Source organism: Pseudomonas marginalis (genome assembly GCF_900105325.1).
Lineage (GTDB): Bacteria > Pseudomonadota > Gammaproteobacteria > Pseudomonadales > Pseudomonadaceae > Aquipseudomonas > Aquipseudomonas marginalis.
In genome coordinates this window covers 2739671-2758196 of the sequence record NZ_FNSU01000003.1, presented here as the reverse complement: position 1 = coordinate 2758196, position 18526 = coordinate 2739671, and the positions used below count along the sequence as shown (strand labels likewise).

17 protein-coding genes are annotated in these 18526 nt (G+C 60.9%); 11 read left to right on the top strand and 6 right to left on the bottom strand.

The features are described 5' to 3' along the window. Window positions 1-25: 25 nt before the first annotated feature. A complete protein-coding gene (locus BLW22_RS21905) occupies window positions 26-1450 on the top strand; it encodes an aminotransferase-like domain-containing protein (protein ID WP_074847462.1) in 1425 nt (474 codons plus the stop codon). Window positions 1451-1649: 199 nt separating this feature from the next. Here the strand turns inward: BLW22_RS21905 and ppsR are convergent, their stop codons facing one another. Further along, window positions 1650-2468, bottom strand: a complete 819-nt coding sequence (ppsR, locus tag BLW22_RS21900; protein ID WP_027603681.1) for a posphoenolpyruvate synthetase regulatory kinase/phosphorylase PpsR — start codon at window positions 2466-2468, stop codon at window positions 1650-1652. A gap of 177 nt (window positions 2469-2645) precedes the next feature. On the opposite strand from ppsR, the gene ppsA reads away from it, so the two are divergent. From ppsA to BLW22_RS21860, 8 genes are all read left to right on the top strand, one after another. Next, window positions 2646-5021 carry a phosphoenolpyruvate synthase gene (gene ppsA, locus BLW22_RS21895; protein ID WP_065924780.1) on the top strand — a complete coding sequence of 792 codons (2376 nt, stop codon included), beginning with the start codon at window positions 2646-2648 and terminating at the stop codon, window positions 5019-5021. Between the two features lie 104 nt (window positions 5022-5125). Continuing rightward, window positions 5126-6115: an alpha/beta fold hydrolase gene (locus tag BLW22_RS21890; protein WP_065924779.1), complete on the top strand. Its 990-nt coding sequence runs from the start codon at window positions 5126-5128 to the stop codon at window positions 6113-6115. A gap of 188 nt (window positions 6116-6303) precedes the next feature. Beyond that, window positions 6304-6795, top strand: coding sequence for a ribonuclease E activity regulator RraA (gene rraA, locus BLW22_RS21885; protein ID WP_027603684.1), 492 nt, complete (start codon window positions 6304-6306; stop codon window positions 6793-6795). A 25-nt stretch (window positions 6796-6820) separates the two neighbouring features. Continuing rightward, on the top strand, window positions 6821-7816 hold the full coding sequence (locus tag BLW22_RS21880) for a zinc transporter ZntB (RefSeq protein ID WP_027603685.1): 996 nt from the start codon (window positions 6821-6823) through the stop codon (window positions 7814-7816). Between the two features lie 86 nt (window positions 7817-7902). Continuing rightward, complete coding sequence (locus tag BLW22_RS21875) at window positions 7903-8148, top strand: hypothetical protein (RefSeq protein ID WP_015885347.1); 246 nt, start codon at window positions 7903-7905, stop codon at window positions 8146-8148. Window positions 8149-8150: 2 nt separating this feature from the next. Continuing rightward, entirely contained in the window at window positions 8151-8975 is an 825-nt protein-coding gene (locus BLW22_RS21870; protein ID WP_003175519.1) for a mechanosensitive ion channel family protein, read from the top strand. Between the two features lie 87 nt (window positions 8976-9062). Continuing rightward, window positions 9063-9653, top strand: a complete 591-nt coding sequence (gene sigX / locus BLW22_RS21865; protein WP_003175518.1) for an RNA polymerase sigma factor SigX — start codon at window positions 9063-9065, stop codon at window positions 9651-9653. Window positions 9654-9760: 107 nt separating this feature from the next. Beyond that, complete coding sequence (locus tag BLW22_RS21860; RefSeq protein WP_065873888.1) at window positions 9761-10741, top strand: OmpA family protein; 981 nt, start codon at window positions 9761-9763, stop codon at window positions 10739-10741. 58 nt (window positions 10742-10799) lie between these two features. Here the strand turns inward: BLW22_RS21860 and cobA are convergent, their stop codons facing one another. From cobA to BLW22_RS21835, 5 genes are all read right to left on the bottom strand, one after another. Further along, the gene (gene cobA / locus BLW22_RS21855; protein ID WP_065946893.1) at window positions 10800-11543 is read right to left on the bottom strand and encodes a uroporphyrinogen-III C-methyltransferase; all 744 of its coding nucleotides are present in this window, start codon (window positions 11541-11543) and stop codon (window positions 10800-10802) included. Window positions 11544-11569: 26 nt separating this feature from the next. After that, on the bottom strand, window positions 11570-13240 hold the full coding sequence (locus BLW22_RS21850; RefSeq protein WP_065946892.1) for a bifunctional protein-serine/threonine kinase/phosphatase: 1671 nt from the start codon (window positions 13238-13240) through the stop codon (window positions 11570-11572). Then, window positions 13240-14451, bottom strand: a complete 1212-nt coding sequence (locus BLW22_RS21845; protein WP_027603689.1) for a nitrate/nitrite transporter — start codon at window positions 14449-14451, stop codon at window positions 13240-13242. The genes BLW22_RS21850 and BLW22_RS21845 overlap by 1 nt, the downstream gene beginning before the upstream one ends. Window positions 14452-14678: 227 nt before the next feature. After that, entirely contained in the window at window positions 14679-15254 is a 576-nt protein-coding gene (locus BLW22_RS21840; protein WP_027603690.1) for an ANTAR domain-containing response regulator, read from the bottom strand. Window positions 15255-15267: 13 nt separating this feature from the next. Next, window positions 15268-16494, bottom strand: a complete 1227-nt coding sequence (locus tag BLW22_RS21835) for a CmpA/NrtA family ABC transporter substrate-binding protein (protein WP_065924774.1) — start codon at window positions 16492-16494, stop codon at window positions 15268-15270. 306 nt (window positions 16495-16800) lie between these two features. Between BLW22_RS21835 and sctC the strand changes: the two genes are divergently transcribed. Further along, on the top strand, window positions 16801-18195 hold the full coding sequence (gene sctC / locus BLW22_RS21830; protein WP_083381382.1) for a type III secretion system outer membrane ring subunit SctC: 1395 nt from the start codon (window positions 16801-16803) through the stop codon (window positions 18193-18195). A gap of 15 nt (window positions 18196-18210) precedes the next feature. After that, entirely contained in the window at window positions 18211-18423 is a 213-nt protein-coding gene (locus BLW22_RS21825) for a FliM/FliN family flagellar motor switch protein (protein ID WP_027603693.1), read from the top strand. Window positions 18424-18526: the final 103 nt, after the last annotated feature.

Sequence of the window (18526 nt, the reverse complement as noted above, 5' to 3'; positions counted from 1 at the left end):
TAAAAGCACACTATTAGGGCGAAAGATGGCTGTCAAAACAAATATTGACATGGTGTCAATTATGCGTGAGGGGTTGTCCAACGGGCAGGGCGTGAAGTACAAGCGCCTGTCCGATGTCATGGAACGGGGCATCCTCGAAGGCTTGATTGAGCCGGGACGAAAACTGCCGCCTCATCGGGTGCTTTCCGACAATCTGGGGGTGACCATCGGCACCATCAGCCGGGCCTACGGTGAGCTGGAGCGTCTGGGTTTGGTGGTAGCACGAGTGGGTGACGGCACTTTCGTCCGCAAGCGTGGGATGGAGCGCCAGCGTGATGAAGGCTTTCGTAACTTCAGCGAGGAGCCGCGCCAGTACTTCGACATGAGCCGCAACATGCATATCCCGGGTCAGGAAACCACCTTCCTGGCACAGAGCTTCCAAACCCTGTCGACCAACGTCAAGTTCCTCCAGGACATCAGCGCCTACACCCCGGATGCCGGCCTGCCGCGTTATCGCGACGCGGGCGCGCAGTGGCTGGTGCAGCGTGATTTTCATCCGATCCCCGAGCAGGTGATCTGCGTCAACGGCGGCCAGCATGGACTGCTGTGCGCGATGATGGCCCTGCTGCGCGCCGGCGATACGGTGGTCACCGAACAATTGACTTATCCGGGGCTGATCACCGCCGCACGCATGCTGGGTATCCGCCTGATCGGCCTGGAGATGGACGAAGAAGGCGTGCTGCCGAGCGCGCTGGATGAAGTCTGTCGTAATCACCGGGTTTCAGCGCTGTATTGCACGCCGACCATCCAGAACCCGACCACGGCGGTGTTATCCGTGGCGCGCCGCGAAGCCTTGGTGAAGGTGTGCCGGGAACATAATCTGCTGATTCTTGAGGACGAAGCCCACGGCGTATTGGTTGAAGACCGTCCACCGCCCCTCAGCCATTTCGCCCCCGAACGTACGATTTTGATCAGCAGCCTGAGCAAGGCCGTGTCTGCCGGGCTGCGTGTGGGCTATGTGCATGCGCCCCCGGCGCTGGTCAGCCGTATCTCGGCGGCCTTGCGCTCCACCTGCTGGATGGCCACGCCGGTGACCCTGGAACTGGCGACGCAGTGGATCGAAAACGGCACGGCGGAATACCTGCTGCGCCAACAGATCAACGAGATCAGCCGCCGCAAGACCCTGGTGCAGGACTTGTTGGCCGGCCTGGCGTACCGCACCCACCTGAACAGCCCGCACTTCTGGATCGAAGTGCCGGAGCCCTGGCGCGCGTCGGAAATCGAGGCGGAGCTCAAGCAGAATAATTACCTGATCGCCACCGCCGAGGCGTTTGCCGTAGGGCAGACGGCGGTGCCGCAGTTCATTCGGGCGAGTATCTGCAATACCTCGGGCGATGATCAGTTGTTGCGGGCGGGGTTTGATGCATTGGCGACGGCGTTGGGGCAAGGGGGAGGGCGGTTTCACCTATAGCGAGTGGACGTCGATGCTGTGAGCAGGCTCGTTGTGAGCGGGCTTGTCGAATCGTCGCACCGCCCGCGCTGGGCTGCGAAGCAGCCCCAATCAAGATAAATGCGGTGTGTCAGCCAGTTCTCGGTGACTGGTTTAGGGCTGCTGCGCAGCCCAGCGCGGGGCAAGCCCGCTCGCCACAGTAAAACAGTGTCTCAAGGCATTATTTGAAGCGCCGCTCCACACCTTTCTCCACCAGAATCTTCGCCGAAATCTCTTCCACCGAAAAATGCGTGGAATTGATGTGCGCAATATTCTCGCGACGGAACAGATTTTCTACTTCGCGCACTTCGAACTCGCACTGGGCATAACTGGAGTAGCGGCTGTTGGGCTTGCGCTCGTTGCGGATGGCGGTGAGACGGTCCGGGTCGATGGTCAGGCCGAACAGCTTGTGCGAATGGGCGCGCAGCGCGGCGGGCAGCGTCAGGTGCTCCATGTCGTCTTCGGTCAGCGGGTAGTTGGCCGCACGGATGCCGAACTGCATGGCCATGTACAGGCAGGTGGGCGTTTTGCCGCAGCGCGACACGCCGACCAGGATCAGGTCGGCCTTGTCGTAGTAGTGGGTGCGGGCGCCGTCGTCGTTGTCGAGGGCGAAGTTCACCGCCTCGATACGCTCCATATAATTGGAGTTATGCCCAATGGAATGGGACTTTCCGACCGAATAGGAGGAGTGTTCGCTCAATTCCTGCTCCAGCGGCGCCAGGAACGTCGAGAAAATGTCGATCATGAAACCATTCGACGTTGCGAGAATCTCACGGATGTCTTGATTGACGATGGTGTCGAAAATGATCGGCCGAAAGCCGTCTTTTTCAGCCGCCAGATTGATTTGTTGTACCATGGCCCGCGCTTTATCCACGCTGTCGATATAGGGCCGCGTGAATTTGGCGAAGGTATTGTTTTCGAACTGCGCGAGCAGGCTCTGACCCAGGGTTTCGGCGGTAATGCCGGTGCCGTCGGAGATAAAGAAAGCAGATCGTTTCATTTGAGCCCTGGGCCTTAAGCTGATGACGAATCTTGGATATGATAGGCGCGATTTTGCCGTCCCATAGTGGGCCGCATTCTCACTTATTTTCCAGGTCCAGGCCACAAACGCAGGTAATCGCTCCTACGAGCAGCCGGCGTCCTGAGCTTTTCCAACACAGTTAGTGGAGAGATCACCTTGGTAGAGTACGTAGTTTCCCTCGATAAGCTCGGCGTCCATGATGTAGAGCACGTAGGGGGCAAGAACGCATCCCTCGGCGAGATGATCAGTAATCTTGCAGGCGCAGGTGTGTCGGTGCCGGGTGGTTTCGCCACCACGGCCCAGGCCTACCGCGATTTCCTCGAACTGAGCGGCCTCAACGCTCAGATCCACGCCGCGCTGGATGCCCTGGACGTCGATGACGTCAACGCCCTGGCCAAAACCGGCGCCCAGATCCGCCAATGGATCATGGAAGCCGAGTTCCCCGAGAAGCTCAACGAAGAAATCCGCACCGCCTTCGCCACCCTGTCGGCCGGCAACCCGGACATGGCCGTCGCCGTGCGCTCCTCGGCCACCGCCGAAGACCTGCCTGACGCCTCCTTCGCCGGCCAGCAAGAGACTTTCCTTAACATCCGCGGCGTGGAAAACGTGATCCGCGCCGCCAAGGAAGTGTTTGCCTCGCTGTTCAACGACCGCGCCATTTCCTACCGTGTGCACCAGGGTTTCGACCACAAGCTGGTGGCCCTGTCTGCCGGTGTGCAGCGCATGGTGCGTTCGGAAACCGGCACCGCCGGCGTGATGTTCACCCTCGACACCGAGTCGGGCTTCCGTGACGTGGTGTTTATCACCGGCGCCTACGGCCTGGGCGAAACCGTTGTACAAGGCGCGGTCAACCCCGACGAATTCTACGTGCACAAGCACACCCTTGAAGCCGGCCGTCCGGCCATCCTGCGCCGCAACCTGGGCAGCAAGGCCATCAAGATGATCTACGGCGACGAGGCCAAGGCCGGTCGTTCGGTGAAAACCGTGGACGTCGACAAGGCCGAGCGCGCGCGCTTCTGCCTGAGCGACGCGGAAGTCAGCGAGTTGGCCAAGCAAGCGATGATCATCGAAAAGCACTACAAGTGCCCGATGGACATCGAATGGGCCAAGGACGGTGACGACGGCAAGCTGTACATCGTGCAGGCCCGCCCGGAAACCGTGAAGAGCCGTACCTCGGCCAACGTCATGGAACGCTACCTGCTGAAAGAAACCGGCACCGTGCTGGTGGAAGGCCGTGCCATCGGCCAGCGCATCGGCGCCGGCAAGGTGCGGATCATCAAGGATGTGTCCGAGATGGACAAAGTCCAGCCTGGCGACGTACTGGTTTCCGACATGACCGACCCGGACTGGGAACCGGTGATGAAGCGTGCCAGCGCTATCGTGACCAACCGTGGCGGGCGTACCTGCCATGCGGCGATCATCGCCCGTGAGCTGGGGATTCCTGCGGTGGTCGGTTGCGGCAACGCCACCCAACTGCTCAAGGACGGCCAGGGCGTGACCGTGTCCTGTGCCGAAGGCGACACCGGCTTCATCTTTGAAGGCGAGCTGGGCTTCGACATCAAGCAAAACTCCATCGACGCCATGCCCGACCTGCCGTTCAAGATCATGATGAACGTCGGCAACCCGGACCGTGCCTTCGACTTCGCGCAGTTGCCGAATGCCGGTGTGGGCCTGGCCCGCCTGGAGTTCATCATCAACCGCATGATCGGCGTGCACCCCAAGGCCCTGTTGAACTACGACGGCCTGCCGCTGGACATCAAGGAAAGCGTGGACAAGCGCATCGCCGGCTACGACGACCCGGTGGGCTTCTACGTCGAGAAGCTGGTGGAAGGCATCAGCACCCTGGCGGCGGCGTTCTACCCGAAAAAGGTCATCGTGCGCCTGTCGGACTTCAAGTCCAACGAATACGCCAACCTGATCGGCGGCAAGCTCTACGAGCCCGAAGAAGAAAACCCGATGCTGGGCTTCCGTGGCGCCTCGCGCTACATCAGCGAAGCGTTCCGTGACTGCTTCGAGCTTGAATGCCGCGCCCTCAAGCGTGTGCGCAACGAGATGGGCCTGACCAACGTCGAGATCATGGTGCCGTTCGTGCGCACCCTGGGCGAAGCGAGCCAGGTCGTCGACCTGCTGGCCGAAAATGGCCTGTCCCGCGGCGAAAACGGCCTGCGCGTGATCATGATGTGCGAACTGCCGTCCAACGCCATCCTCGCCGAAGAGTTCCTGGAGTTCTTCGACGGTTTCTCCATCGGTTCCAACGACCTGACCCAGCTCACCCTGGGCCTGGACCGCGATTCCGGGATCATCGCCCACCTGTTCGACGAGCGTAACCCTGCGGTCAAGAAGCTGCTGGCCAATGCCATCCAGGCGTGCAACAAGGCCGGCAAGTACATCGGTATCTGCGGCCAGGGCCCTTCCGATCACCCGGACCTGGCCAAATGGCTGATGGAGCAGGGTATCGAAAGCGTCTCGCTGAACCCTGACTCCGTGCTGGAAACCTGGTTCTTCCTGGCGGAAGGCCAAGCGTCCGCCTGAGGTCGCCATGTCAAAAGTGCCGGTCCCCCGTCAGGGTGACCGGCATTCTTATCTGTACAGGGCGGAATCCTTGCGGACGTCGCCCTTTTTTGTGCAAGAGCATTATGCAAAGCAGCAGCAACCTGTTTCCTGTCGCCCTGATCAGCGCTGAGCGTCGTGGCGACCTGAGTGAAGACGTGTATCGCCTCAAGCCCGGTAACAGCCCCGACGGTACCGTCGAGCTGGCGGTGACCCGTTTGGGCCTGGCCGATGTCCCGGAAAACCGGGGCATCCCGGTTATTTTGTTGCACGGCAGTTTTTCCAACCGGCGTTTCTGGTATTCGCCCAAGGGGATCGGCCTGGGCGCCTACCTGGCCCGCCAGGGGTTCGATGTGTGGATCCCGGAAATGCGCGGTCATGGGCTGTCCCGGCGCAACCAGGACTACGCCAGCAACCGCGTCGCCGACTACGCGCGTTACGATCTGCCGGCCATTGGTGCCTTTGTGCGTGAGCAAAGTGCGCAGATTCCCCATTGGATGGGGCATTCTCTCGGCGCTACAACCCTGGCGGCGGCCCTGGGTGGGCAGTACCTTGGCGCGCCGGCAGTGGCCTCGGTGGCACTGTTTGGCTGTCAGGTCAGTCGCAGCCACTGGCCCTTGAAACTTCCTCCAGTGGAGTGGACCGGCCGTCTGCTGTTGAAGCGCTTCGGCGCAGTGTCCGGCTCGCGGCTCAAGCGGGGCCCGGAGGACGAACCGGCCGGCGTGCTGATCGAAGCCATGCGCTGGAATGGCCTGTTCGGTCGCTTTGGCGAGGGTAAGCGCGATTGGTGGAAAGGCCTGGCGGACGTCGATGTGCCGCTGCTGGCCGTCAGCGCGGCGGGCGACCGGCAGGATCCGGACTGGGCGTGCCGTAAGCTGTTCGAGCAGATCGGCTCCGAGCACCGTCAGTACCTGTGCCTGGGGCGCCAGCAAGGGTTTAGCGGTGATTTCGGACATGTGGAAATGCTCGTCAGCAAGGCCGCCCAGGCCGAGGTCTGGCCGCTGGTTGAGCAATGGTTGAACGACCCGCTGACACCTTTATTGGCTGCCAAGCCCGAGGCATTGGTCGTAGTTTGACCCAGGGCTCTGCCAAGGGCGTTTCGCTCGTGTGTGGTTGCGGCTAATATATGACGCGTTAAACGCTTCTGGTCATATTCAGTCGCGCAGTGGTTATTGCGTTGCGATGAAGCGAATGGGATGTTGCGCACCGGCTCCGGCTGGTGCTTCTTTCGAAAGACACTTCTTTGGCGGAAAGGAATTTTTCAATGAACCATTACGTGACCCCCGACCTGTGCGACGCCTACCCGGACCTGGTGCAGGTAGTCGAGCCGATGTTCAGCAACTTCGGCGGCCGAGATTCCTTCGGCGGCGAGATTGTCACCATCAAATGTTTCGAAGATAACTCCCTCGTCAAGGAGCAGGCCGACCAGCCGGGCGCCGGCAAGGTGCTGGTGGTCGACGGTGGTGGTTCCCTGCGCCGCGCGCTTCTGGGCGACATGATCGCCGAGAAAGCCGCGAAGAACGGTTGGGAAGGGTTGGTGATCTATGGCTGCATCCGTGACGTCGATGTGATCGCCCAGACCGACCTTGGGGTACAGGCGCTGGCCAGTCATCCGATGAAAACCGATAAGCGCGGCATCGGCGACCTGAACGTCGTGGTGACATTTGCGGGTGTGACGTTCCGCCCGGGTGAGTACATCTACGCCGACAATAATGGCGTGATCGTCTCGCCAAGCCCGCTGCAGATGCCTGAATAAACCGCAATAACCGACAGGGGTGAGGATGTTCGAGGAAGAAAACGCGCAGTGGGGGCTGGTGCATGCCCTGGTGCTGGACGGTAAAGGCGGTGCGCGTTCGATTGCCCGGACTGAGCTCGACGACTTGCAACTGCAGCCCCAGGAAAGCCTGTGGCTGCACTGGGATCGCAGCCATCCCCAGACCCAGACCTGGCTGCGCAAATCCAGTGGCTTGAGCGAATTCGCCTGTGACCTGCTGCTGGAGGAGAACACCCGCCCACGCCTGTTGCCGCTGCCGGATGCCGAGTTGCTGCTGTTCCTGCGCGGGGTCAACCTCAACCCGGGGGCCGAGCCGGAAGACATGGTCTCGGTACGTATCTTCGCTGCCGCCAGCCGCGTGATCTCCCTGCGTCTGCGCCCGTTGCGCGCCACCGATGAACTGCTGGTGCAGTTGGCGGATGGCAAGGGGCCGAAAACCGCTTCGGAGCTCATCCTTTATATGGCGCAGTACCTGACCAACAAGGTCCAGGATCTGGTCACGGATTTGTCGGAAATCGTCGATGCGGAGGAAGAAAAACTCGATACCGACGAACGGTATACACCTGAACATGGCAGTGTTTTGCAGATCCGTCGCCGAGCGGCCGGGCTCAAGCGTTTCCTGTCGCCGCAGCGGGATATTTTTGCCCAGCTCACGCGGATAAAATTGCCGTGGTTCTGTGACGACGATGCCGACTACTGGAACGAATTGAACAACAGCCTGACCCGCTACCTGGAAGAGCTCGAATTGACCCGGGAGCGCGTGGGGCTTGTGCTTGAGGCCGAAGACCGGCGCTTGAGCGTGCGCATGAACCGCACCATGTACCGCTTCGGGATCATCACGGGAATCTTCCTGCCGATGAGTTTCCTGACCGGTTTGCTGGGTATAAATGTGGGGGGGATACCGTTCTCCGCCAGCCCCTACGGATTCGTGATTGCATGCCTGTTGATGGTCTCGGTGGCACTCGGACAATGGTGGCTGTTTCGACGATTGCGCTGGGTTTGAGCTGAATATGACCTGAACGTAGGAAGGGGCCTATGTGACCCCAGGAATTTTACCCTCGTCTTTTAAAACACTTGCGAGAGGTCTTTATGCACGATCCGTTCGAACAGTCTTTGCGTGACATGCTCAATGCCTCGCCGTCCAACCGTGACGACGATGCCTGCCTGGGCCGCGTATTGAAAACCGCTAACCGCCAGGTGGGCGCGGGTGACCTGTTCGGTCTGCTCGGCCGCTGGATGCCGGCGTTGATGATGGCCCTGAACAACGGTTCGGCCCACGTGTCGCCGGTTTCCCGTCGTAAACCTCTTGCTCGCACTGCTGATAAGGCTGATTGAATATGGAACTTGATCTCTGGACCCAGAGCCTGGTCACCGCGATGACCGCATTGTGGACCAAGGTGGCGAATTTCATCCCCAACCTGTTTGGTGCCCTGGTCCTGGTGTTGCTGGGCTTTGTCGTGGCCAAGCTGCTCGACACCCTGCTGTCCAAATTGCTCGCGAAACTGGGCCTTGACCGCCTGATGGCCGGCACTGGCCTGACCAAGCTGCTGGGCCGCGCCGGGTTGCAGGTGCCGATCTCCACGTTGATCGGCAAGATCGTCTATTGGTTTGTTTTGCTGATTTTTCTGGTTTCTGCGGCGCAATCCCTTGGACTTGAGCGAGTTTCAGCTACGCTCGACATGCTGGCGCTGTATTTGCCGAAGGTTTTCGGCGGCGCGCTGGTGCTTCTCGTAGGCGTTTTGCTTGCTCAACTGGCCAATGGGCTGGTGCGCGGCGCCGCTGAAGGTGTGGGGTTGGATTATGCCGCTGGCCTGGGGCGTATCGCCCAGGGGTTGGTGATCATCATCAGTATTTCGGTCGCGATCAGCCAGTTGGAGGTCAAGACTGACCTGCTCAACCACGTGATCGTCATCGTTTTGATTACCGTTGGTCTGGCCGTTGCGCTGGCCATGGGCTTGGGAAGCCGGGAAATTGCCGGCCAGATTCTCGCGGGAATCTATGTGCGTGAGTTGTATCAGGTTGGGCAACAGGTGCGTGTGGGCGAGGTCGAAGGGCAAATCGAGGAGATCGGCACAGTCAAGACGACGGTGCTGACCGATGACGGCGACCTGGTGTCGCTGTCCAATCGGATTCTCCTCGAGCAGCAGGTCAGTAGCCGCTAACCCGGTAAACCCTGCTAATGTACGCCGCCGCAAGCCCGGCTGACCGGGCTGTAGCGGACATTGACCTGACTGTCGGCACGACTTGTTTTGAATAAAGCCCAAACGCTGTCCACGCGCTATGACCCCCGTGAGCTCTCTGATGAGGAGTTGGTCGCGCGCGCACACACGGAGCTGTTTCACGTAACTCGCGCGTATGAAGAATTGATGCGCAGATATCAACGCACTCTGTTCAACGTTTGTTCAAGGTATTTAGGGAACGATAGAGATGCGGATGATGTCTGTCAGGAAGTGATGCTCAAGGTGCTGTACGGCCTGAAGAACTTCGAGGGCAAATCGAAGTTCAAGACGTGGCTGTACAGCATCACCTACAACGAGTGCATCACGCAGTATCGGAAGGAACGGCGAAAGCGTCGCTTGATGGACGCCTTGAGTCTGGACCCCCTTGAGGAGGCGTCTGAAGAAAAGGCGCCGGCACCCGAGGAGAAGGGCGGACTTGATCGCTGGCTGGTGTATGTGAACCCGATTGACCGGGAAATTCTGGTGCTACGATTTGTCGCAGAGCTGGAGTTCCAGGAAATCGCTGACATCATGCACATGGGTTTGAGTGCTACAAAAATGCGTTACAAGCGTGCTCTAGATAAATTACGTGAGAAATTTGCGGGCGAGACTGAAACTTAGTGCGTGGCAAATATCTCTTACGTGTAGGCAAGTTCTGTTAGACTTGTCGCCGAGTTGTCCCCCGGTTTGTGGGACTGCTTTACAATCACCAGATGGGGATTTAACGGATGAAACTGAAAAACACCTTGGGCTTGGCCATTGGTTCTCTTATTGCCGCTACTTCTTTCGGCGTTCTGGCACAAGGCCAAGGCGCAGTTGAAGGCGAGCTGTTCTACAAGAAGCAGTACAACGATAGCGTCAAGCACATCGAAGACGGCTTCAATCCTGGCGCTCGCATCGGTTACTTCCTGACCGACGACCTGTCCTTGAACCTGTCCTACGACAAGACCAACCACACCCGTTCGAACGACGGTACTGGTAACCAGAAGATCAAAGGCGATACCGGCAGCCTGGTTGCCCAGTATCACTTCGGTCAAGCTGGCGTAGACAGCCTGCGTCCATACGTAGAAGGCGGCTTCGGTCACCAGAGCCGTACCAACGTTCAGGCTGACGGCCACAGCGGTCGCGACCAGACTACCTTCGCTACCGTTGGTACCGGCGTGAAGTACTACTTCACCAACAACCTGTACGCTCGTGCCGGTGTTGAAGCTGACTACGGTCTGGACAACGGCAAGTGGGACTACTCCGCACTGGTTGGCCTGGGCGTGAACTTCGGCGGTAACGCTGGCGCAGCTGCTCCAGCTCCTACCCCAGCACCAGCTCCAGAGCCAACTCCAGAGCCAGAAGCTCCAGTTGCCCAGGTTGTTCGTGTTGAGCTGGACGTTAAGTTCGACTTCGACAAGGCCGTTGTTAAGCCTAACAGCTACGGCGACGTGAAAAACCTGGCCGACTTCATGGCTCAGTACCCAGCTACCAACGTAGAAGTTGCTGGTCACACTGACTCCGTAGGTCCAGACGCCTACAACCAGAAGCTGTCCCAGCGTCGTGCTGACGCTGTTAAGCAAGTCTTGGTTAAAGACGGCGTGGCTCCTAGCCGTGTAACTGCTGTAGGTTATGGCGAATCCCGCCCAGTTGCTGACAACGCAACTGAAGCTGGTCGTGCTGTTAACCGTCGCGTAGAAGCGTCGGTTGAAGCTACCGCTCAGTAATTACTGAGATGTAGAAGAAACCCGGCCTCGGCCGGGTTTTTTTTGCTTGGAATTTGCCTCAGGCGCTGACTGCGGCAGCGACATAAGCCGTCTGCTCGGCGGCCGCAACATGGCCGATCACCAGAATCGCCGGGCTCTTCAAGGCAAATGCCTGTGCGTCTTCGTGCATCCGCGACAGCTCACTGCGGCATTCGCGCTGTTGGAGCAATGAGGCGTTTTCGATCATTGCCACCGGCATATCTGTCGCCATCCCGCCTTCGAGCAATTGCTGGCGAATCTCCTCCAGCTTGGCCACTCCCATATACACCACCAATGTCGTCCCGCCCTCGGCCAATGCGCGCCAATTAAGGCTGCTGTCGTCCTGGGTATGGGCCGTGACCAGGGTCACACCGCGGCTGACGCCACGCAACGTCAGTGGAATCGCGCAATTCGTTGCCCCCGCCAGCCCGGCGGTGATCCCGTTGACCAACTCTACCTCGACGCCGCGTTCGCGCAGCCACACGGCTTCTTCGCCACCGCGGCCGAAAATGCACGGGTCACCCCCTTTCAGCCGCACTACGCACTTGCCTTGGCGGGCGTAACGCAGCATCAGGCGGTGGATAAAGTCCTGCGGGGTCGAGCGGCAGCCGCCGCGTTTGCCGACCGTGATCACCCGTGCCTCCGCGCAGTGCTCCAGCACTGCGGGGTTGACCAGGTCATCGATCAGTACCACATCGGCTTCGTGCAGGGCCCGTACAGCCTTGAGGGTCAACAGCTCCGGATCGCCAGGGCCCGCGCCCACCAGCCAGACTTTTGCGTTCATGGGTTTTTCCTCGTCTAGAGCTGACGTCAGTTGTGAAAGAGTGAATACAGAAGAATCAGGTTGATCAGCATCGAGACCAGGCCCAAGGTGCGCCAGACCTTCAATGGTTCGCGCTCCAGCAGGGGCCTGGGGCGGATGCTCAGCTCCTGGCGGTCGGCCTGTTCCAGCACCAGCAGCCATTCCTCGGCGGTTTCATAGCGATGCGCCGGCTGTGCAGCCACGGCGCGCTCCAGGCTCAGGGGGAGCCAATCGGGGAGATCCGGGCGATAGCGGCTGGCGCTGACAGCCTGGGCAAATCGAGGCCGTTGGAAGGCTTCGATTTCCCCGTAGGGGTAATGCCCGGTCAACAGGTAATACAAGGTGACGCCTACGCTGTACAAATCCTGCTGGGCTGTCGGACGGTCGCCATTGAACGCTTCGGGCGCGATAAAGCTCGGGGTGCCGGGCAGTACGTGGGCCCGGTCCTCGGAAAGACCGGGGCAGTAGGCCAGACCGAAATCCAGCACGCGCAATTCACCGTCATCCCCCAGCAGCAGGTTTTCCGGCTTGATGTCGCGGTGAAGGATCTGCCGTCGGTGCAGCATGCCGACTGCGCGCAGCAAACGCTCGGCGACGGACTGCCATTGCGCCAGGGGCAATGGGCCCTGGTACTGGAACAGCTCGGCCAGGGTTTGCCCCGGATATTCCCGCATGACGTAGTACAAATGCTGGCGCCCGCTGGCGGCGTGCACCTCAGGAAAGGCACGCCCGGCTACCCGTCGCAAAAACCACTCTTCCGACAGTAATGCCTGGCCGGCGTCGCTGTCGTCGTCGCGGCTCAGTGGCAAGGTTTTCAGCAGCCAGGGTTGCTGTTGGGCATCGCGCACCCGGTACAGCAACGACTGCCTGCTTTGCGCCAGCACGCTGTCCACCTGCCAGCCTTCAAAGCGTTGCCCGGATTTCAGTAGCGGTGGCAAGGGCCATTGCTGCAATTGCACCAGGGCGTCGCCGAGGGTGGCGGCGCCAAGCGTGTCGATGCGCACCAGCAAGGCGCTGGCATTGTCCTGGCTGCCCGCCAGGTGTGCGGCATTGACCAGCGTGGTGACCGCCAGGTCCAGGTCGGTTTGTTCGCGCAGGATCGCGCTGATGCTGTGATCGCCCAGGGTGGCCCAGACGCCGTCGCTGAGCAGCAGGAAGCACTCACCTTCGCGCAATTGACCGTCGAGAAAATCCAGCACCAGGTGCTGATCCAGGCCGAGGGCACGCTTGAGTACGTGCTGCATGCCCGGTTGTTCCCACACATGGTCTTCGCTGATGCGCTGCAACTCACCGTCCAGCCAGCGATACGCCCTGCAATCACCGACATGGGCCAGGGTGAAACGCTGGCCGCGAAAGACCAGGGCACTGAGGGTGGTCAGCAACGGCTGGCCGCCGCCATTGGCCTGCAACCAGCGGTTTTGCGCCAGCAGCAAGCGCTCCAATGCCTGTGCCACACCCCAGGTTTGCGGCGTGGCGTAGTAGTCCAGGGCCAGGGCCTGCAAAGTCGAGCGTGCGGCCAGTCCGCCGTCGGCGCACTGGCTCACACCGTCGGCCATGGCGCACAGGTAACCTTTGCTCGCCGCCAGTTCCGCTGCGGGGGTGACGACCCGCAGCGCATCCTGGTTTTCCGCCCGTGGGCCGATGGCGCTGGCGTGGGCGACGCTCAGTTGCAGGCTCATCAGACGCGTGCAGCGGTCACTGCGGCCGAACCCCATGTGGTTCTCCAGCGACGCTTGACGCCATGCAGGCCGAACCAGGCCAGTACGCCCAGGCTGGCGAACAGCCACAAGGCCAGTTGATAGCTGCCAGTGCTCTGCTTGATCGCGCCCATGCCCGCGGCCAGGGCGAAACCGCCGATGCCGCCGGCCATGCCGATCAAGCCGGTCATCACACCAATCTCACGCCGGAAACGCTGTGGCACCAACTGGAACACCGCGCCATTGCCCGCACCCAGGCCGAGCATGGTGCAGACGAAGAGCGCCAGTGCCGCATAGGAGCTGGGCAGGTTGAAACCCACCGCCGCAATGCAGATCGCCGCGACGCTGTACATGCCGAGCAAGGTGCGGATTCCGCCGAAACGGTCGGCCAGGGCGCCGCCCAGTGGGCGCATCAGGCTGCCACCGAACACGCAGGCGGCGGTGTAGTAGCCGGCAGTCATGGGGCTCAGGCCGTATTGGTCGTTGAAATAACCGGGCAGGGCGCTGGCCAGACCGATAAAACCGCCGAAGGTCACGCTGTAGAAGAACATGAACCACCAGCTGTCGCGGTCGCCCAGGGCCTTGAAGTAATCGGCCATGGACTTGGCTTTCGGCCGCTCGGGTGCGTTGCGTGCCAGCCAGGCGAAGACGATCAGCGTCAGGATCAGTGGAATCAGCGCAAAGCCGAACACATTGCTCCAGCCAAACGCCGCCGCCAGCACCGGGGCCAGCAACGCCGCGAACACCGTGCCCGAGTTGCCGGCACCGGCGATGCCCATGGCCTTGCCCTGGTGTTCGGCCGGGTACCATTGGGACGCCAGCGGCAGCGCCACCGCAAAGGATGCGCCGGCCATGCCGAGGAACAGTCCCAGCAACAAGGCTTGTTCGTAGCTGTGAATCCCCAGTTTCCAGGCGCTGAACAAGGCGACGATCACAATCACCTGGCCAATCAGCCCGGCGGTCTTGGGCGACAGCTTGTCCGCCAGCATGCCCATCAGGAAGCGCAGCACCGCGCCGGCCAGGATCGGCGTCGCCACCATCAGGCCGCGTTGTTGGGTGGTCAGGTGCAGGTCGGCGGCAATCTGCACCGCCAGGGGGCCCAACAAATACCAGACCATGAAGCTCAGGTCGAAATACAGGAACGCGGCAAACAGGGTCGGGGTGTGCCCGGATTTCCAGAAGCTTGATTTCATCACGCACCTCAACGGTTGGGAGTCTTGTAAGAAGGCCTGGTGATGGAGCCGCCGGCTGAGGCCGCCCCACCGGCCCCGTGCTACCGGGGCCAAAACAAAAAAACGCCGCCACCGGGTTCGCAAGGGCAAACCGGGTGTGCGACGTCTTTGTCGTGAAGGGGCAACCGCCGTTGGTTACCTGTGGTGATTACTTGGCAAGTCCTGTGCCAACCTGTTGTTTCGGGTGTTCAGCCGAGCAGTTCACTCATGGCGATGATCTGCTCCGCCACCTGGATCAGTTTCTGCTGGCGGCTCATGGCCTGGCGGCGCATCAGGGTGTAGGCCTCTTCCTCATTGCAGGCCTTCATTTTCATCAGCATGCCCTTGGCCAACTCGATGCGCTTGCGCTCGGCCAACTGTTGGTCACGGGCCTGGAGCTGGGCGCGCAAGGCCTGGTCGCTCTCGAAGCGAGCCATGGCCACGTCGAGGATCGGTTGCAGGCGCTGCGCCTGAATGCCTTCGACGATGTAGGCGCTGACCCCGGACTTGATGGCCTGGCGCATCACGTCGGGGTCGTGCTCGTCGGTAAACATTACGATGGGCCGGGGCTGGTCGCGGCTGACCAGTACCACTTGCTCCATCACATCGCGGCCCGGTGACTCGGTATCGATCAGGATGACGTCCGGGCGCACCGTTTCGACGCGCGCAGGCAGGTCGATGGTCAGGCCGGATTCATCGATCACTTCAAAGCCAGCCTCGATCAGCGCTGTCCTCAGGCGGCCGACTTTGCGTGGCGTGTCGTTGATCAACAGGATTCGCAGCATGGACATCCTCCTGTCAGCGCAAGGCTTGGCGGCTGGTAGGGTCCGCCATGGCATGCAGGCGGAAGCTGCGCGCGTAGCCGGCGGGATCCGAGCCGTCCCAGATCTTGCCGTCGATCAGTTGACTGCTGCGCATGTCCTGGCCGTTGTCGCCGAGGCCCAGTGCCTCGGCGGCCTGACGATACAGCGCCAGCTGTTGCACTTGGCGCGCAACGCCGAGGTAATCAGGGTCTTCGCGCAACAGGCCCCAGCGTCGAAACTGGGTCATGAACCACATGCCATCGGAGAGGTAGGGCAGGTTGACCTCGCCATCGGCAAAAAAACGCAGGGCGTGGGGGTCCTGCCATTGGTTGCCCAGGCCGTCGTCATAGGCGCCCAGCAAACGCGGCTCGATGCAGTCGAGCGGGGCATCGAGGTACTCGCGGCCACTGAGCAATTGTGCGGTGGAGCGGCGGTTTTCGGTGTTTTGCTCGATAAAGCGGCTGGCCTCGAGGATCGCCATCACCAGCACGCGGGCGGTGTTGGGGTACTGGTCGACAAACGCCTGGGTGCAGCCGAGCACCTTTTCCGGATGGTTCGGCCAGATCGCCTGGGTGGTCGCCAGGGTAAAGCCCTGGTGTTGCTTGACTGCACTGGCGCACCAGGGCTCGCCGACGCAAAAGCCATCGATACGCCCGGCCTGCAGGTGCGCGAGCATTTGCGGGGGCGGTACCACGACGCTGTCCACATCCTGTAGCGGATGAATGCCTTGGCTCGCCAGCCAGTAGTACAACCACATGGCGTGAGTGCCTGTGGGAAAGGTCTGGGCGAAAGTCAGTTTTGTTCGGCTTTGGTGCACGTGGCGGTCCAGCGCCTCAGGAGTGACCACGCCCTGCTGTTGCAGGCTGCGGGACAGGTTGATGCTTTGGCCGTTCTGGTTCAGCCCCATCAAGACTGCCATGTCGGTAGGTGCGACGCCGCCGATGCCCAGGTGCACGGCATAGACCAGCCCGTACAGGCTGTGGGCGGCGTCCAGTTCGCCGCTGACCAGTTTGTCCCGCAGGTTGGCCCATGAAGATTGGCGCTTGAGGTTGAGGGTCAAGCCATAAGGCTGGGCGAAACCTTGGGTCGCTGCCACCACCAGGGATGCGCAATCGCTCAAGGCCATGAAGCCCAGGTCAAGGCTGCTCTTTTCCGGCGCATCACTGCCGTTGACCCAGGCCAGCGGGTCGTTCGTCGGGCTGTTGCCAACCGAATCGTTCATCAACACCTACCTTTTCTTTCACAAAAAAGCGTCGTTCCCTCAGATGGCGATGCAAGGCCATTGCGGGTAACGACGCCTTTGTCCGTAAGCCCGCTCCGCCGTTGGTGCGCGCCTTGATACGGAGTCCGTAGCAAGGCACATGCCACGGGCCGATGGGCGCCGCCAGCCGTCAACTTTTCATCAAGATTGAAACTCGGCTGCCTCTCAGTATGGCCGCTTCTTACTGCCAGGCCGCCCAGGAAATCCCAGGTGTACGCTCACTTTTCCGTAACAACTCCCTGTCTCTGGCTGCTGCTTGCCGCGCTGATGCTGGGAAGTGCCGGTGCCCGGGGCGAAACCTACCAGGCGCAGGACGAGAGCCTGCATACCGTCTTTACCGCCTTGTCCGTGCCCATGGGCCTGCCCATCGTCGTGAGCGGTGAAGTGGCGCGCATACGCATCAGCGAGGTCATTGACCTCGCTATGCCGCTGCACGCCCTGGAGACGCTTGCGTTGCAGTACGGCTTGATCTGGTACAGCGACGGCCAGGCGCTCTACCTCTACAACGCCAGCGAGGCAAAACGTTCGGCAGTGGTGCTGCGGCATATATCTGTCGAGCGGTTTCGTGGCCTCATGCGCCGTTCGGGTCTTGATGAGACGCGCTACCCCCTGCGCGTGAGCGGGGCACACACATTCGATGTATCCGGGCCACCTCATTATGTCGACCACGTTTTGCGCCTGGCCCAATTGATGGATCGCGAGCGTGCTGAATTACAGGTAGGTAACCAGGCGTTTGCTGTCGTTCAGGTACTCAACACCCACGTGGCAGACCGCGGCTATGCCATGGGTGACGAAAAGGTCACGGTGCCGGGAATCGCGTCGACGATCGAAACCCTGTTGGGTTCTGAACAGAAGGGACCGCTGGCCGACAAGAACCTGGTGGTGATCGCATACCCGGATACCAATAGCCTGCTGATCAAGGGTAAACCTGCGCAGTTGGGGTTCATCGAGCGCCTGGTGGCGGAGTTGGACGCGCCCAAGCGGTCTATCGAAGTCTCGCTATGGATGGTGGACGTGGACCGTGACGAACTGAAAAAGCTGGGCTTTGACTGGGACAAGGATGGGAAGGCCCAGGCCACGCGCATTCTGGAGCCGATGGACGATAACCGCGTGATGGCGCAAATCGCCACGCTGGAGCGCCGGCGGCGAGCAAGGGTGATGACGTTGCCGGTGATTCTCACCCAGGAGAATGTGCCGGCCATGTTCCAGGATAACCACACCTTCTACCTGCCTGCTCCCGGAGCCGACCATGCTGATTGGAAGCCCGTGCAATACGGCTCCCAGGTCAGCGTACTGCCGCGTTTTGCCGAAGCGAACCAGATCGAGATGCTGCTCCATGTCGAGGATGGTCGACAATTGAGCCAGGCGGGGCGGCGCGGCAAACCGACCGCGGTCGGACGGGTGAGTGCCAGCAGTGTGGTGAGGGTCGCGCAGGGCAAGCGCCTGTGGCTGGGAGCGTTCAGCCGTGAGGCGCATGAGCCGGGACGCAGCACCGCTCCAGCCGGCCCGGCCAAGGTTCGCCTGTTTGTCATTCAGGCCCGGGCCGCGGGTAGCGAGTTGAAGGCGTTGGCCACAGGCGTGGGCGCACCACCGTTGAGTGCGGCGCAATACGAGCGCGTGCAACGTGCGTTTGTACGCCCGGGTCGCGATAGCTCTCCGTGAATAAGGTGTTGACCCATGCATTTGGAAATTCTTCTACAGGAACAACTGATCAGCCGCAGGCGCCTGGCAGCCTTTGCTGCTGGAAAGGTGCTGCCATTGTCGCCGGGCATCATCCACTGCGTGGAAGTTCGGGTTAATGGCCGGTTGCTCGCATTGGGCGAGTTGGTGCAACTGGAGGATCGGTTGGGTGTTGAGTTGCACGAGGTCTATAAATGGGGGAGCGCCTGACGTATGTGGGTGAAGTGTCTTACAGGGTGTTGCTAAAAAGCGTCGGCTGTATGGGGTTTTTCCTAGCGTGGGCTGCAAGGTGGTTTTTTATAGTCGTGATGTG

What these genes read in the sequence shown, in the direction of transcription:
- BLW22_RS21905 (WP_074847462.1), top strand. Translation starts at nt 26, where the DNA reads ATGGCTGTCAAAACAAATATTGACATGGTGTCAATTATGCGTGAGGGG.
- ppsR (WP_027603681.1), bottom strand. Translation starts at nt 2,468, where the DNA reads ATGAAACGATCTGCTTTCTTTATCTCCGACGGCACCGGCATTACCGCC.
- BLW22_RS21890 (WP_065924779.1), top strand. Translation starts at nt 5,126, where the DNA reads ATGCAAAGCAGCAGCAACCTGTTTCCTGTCGCCCTGATCAGCGCTGAG.
- rraA (WP_027603684.1), top strand. Translation starts at nt 6,304, where the DNA reads ATGAACCATTACGTGACCCCCGACCTGTGCGACGCCTACCCGGACCTG.
- BLW22_RS21880 (WP_027603685.1), top strand. Translation starts at nt 6,821, where the DNA reads ATGTTCGAGGAAGAAAACGCGCAGTGGGGGCTGGTGCATGCCCTGGTG.
- BLW22_RS21875 (WP_015885347.1), top strand. Translation starts at nt 7,903, where the DNA reads ATGCACGATCCGTTCGAACAGTCTTTGCGTGACATGCTCAATGCCTCG.
- BLW22_RS21870 (WP_003175519.1), top strand. Translation starts at nt 8,151, where the DNA reads ATGGAACTTGATCTCTGGACCCAGAGCCTGGTCACCGCGATGACCGCA.
- BLW22_RS21860 (WP_065873888.1), top strand. Translation starts at nt 9,761, where the DNA reads ATGAAACTGAAAAACACCTTGGGCTTGGCCATTGGTTCTCTTATTGCC.
- cobA (WP_065946893.1), bottom strand. Translation starts at nt 11,543, where the DNA reads ATGAACGCAAAAGTCTGGCTGGTGGGCGCGGGCCCTGGCGATCCGGAG.
- BLW22_RS21850 (WP_065946892.1), bottom strand. Translation starts at nt 13,240, where the DNA reads ATGAGCCTGCAACTGAGCGTCGCCCACGCCAGCGCCATCGGCCCACGG.
- BLW22_RS21845 (WP_027603689.1), bottom strand. Translation starts at nt 14,451, where the DNA reads ATGAAATCAAGCTTCTGGAAATCCGGGCACACCCCGACCCTGTTTGCC.
- BLW22_RS21840 (WP_027603690.1), bottom strand. Translation starts at nt 15,254, where the DNA reads ATGCTGCGAATCCTGTTGATCAACGACACGCCACGCAAAGTCGGCCGC.
- BLW22_RS21835 (WP_065924774.1), bottom strand. Translation starts at nt 16,494, where the DNA reads ATGAACGATTCGGTTGGCAACAGCCCGACGAACGACCCGCTGGCCTGG.
- sctC (WP_083381382.1), top strand. Translation starts at nt 16,801, where the DNA reads ATGCTGGGAAGTGCCGGTGCCCGGGGCGAAACCTACCAGGCGCAGGAC.
- BLW22_RS21825 (WP_027603693.1), top strand. Translation starts at nt 18,211, where the DNA reads ATGCATTTGGAAATTCTTCTACAGGAACAACTGATCAGCCGCAGGCGC.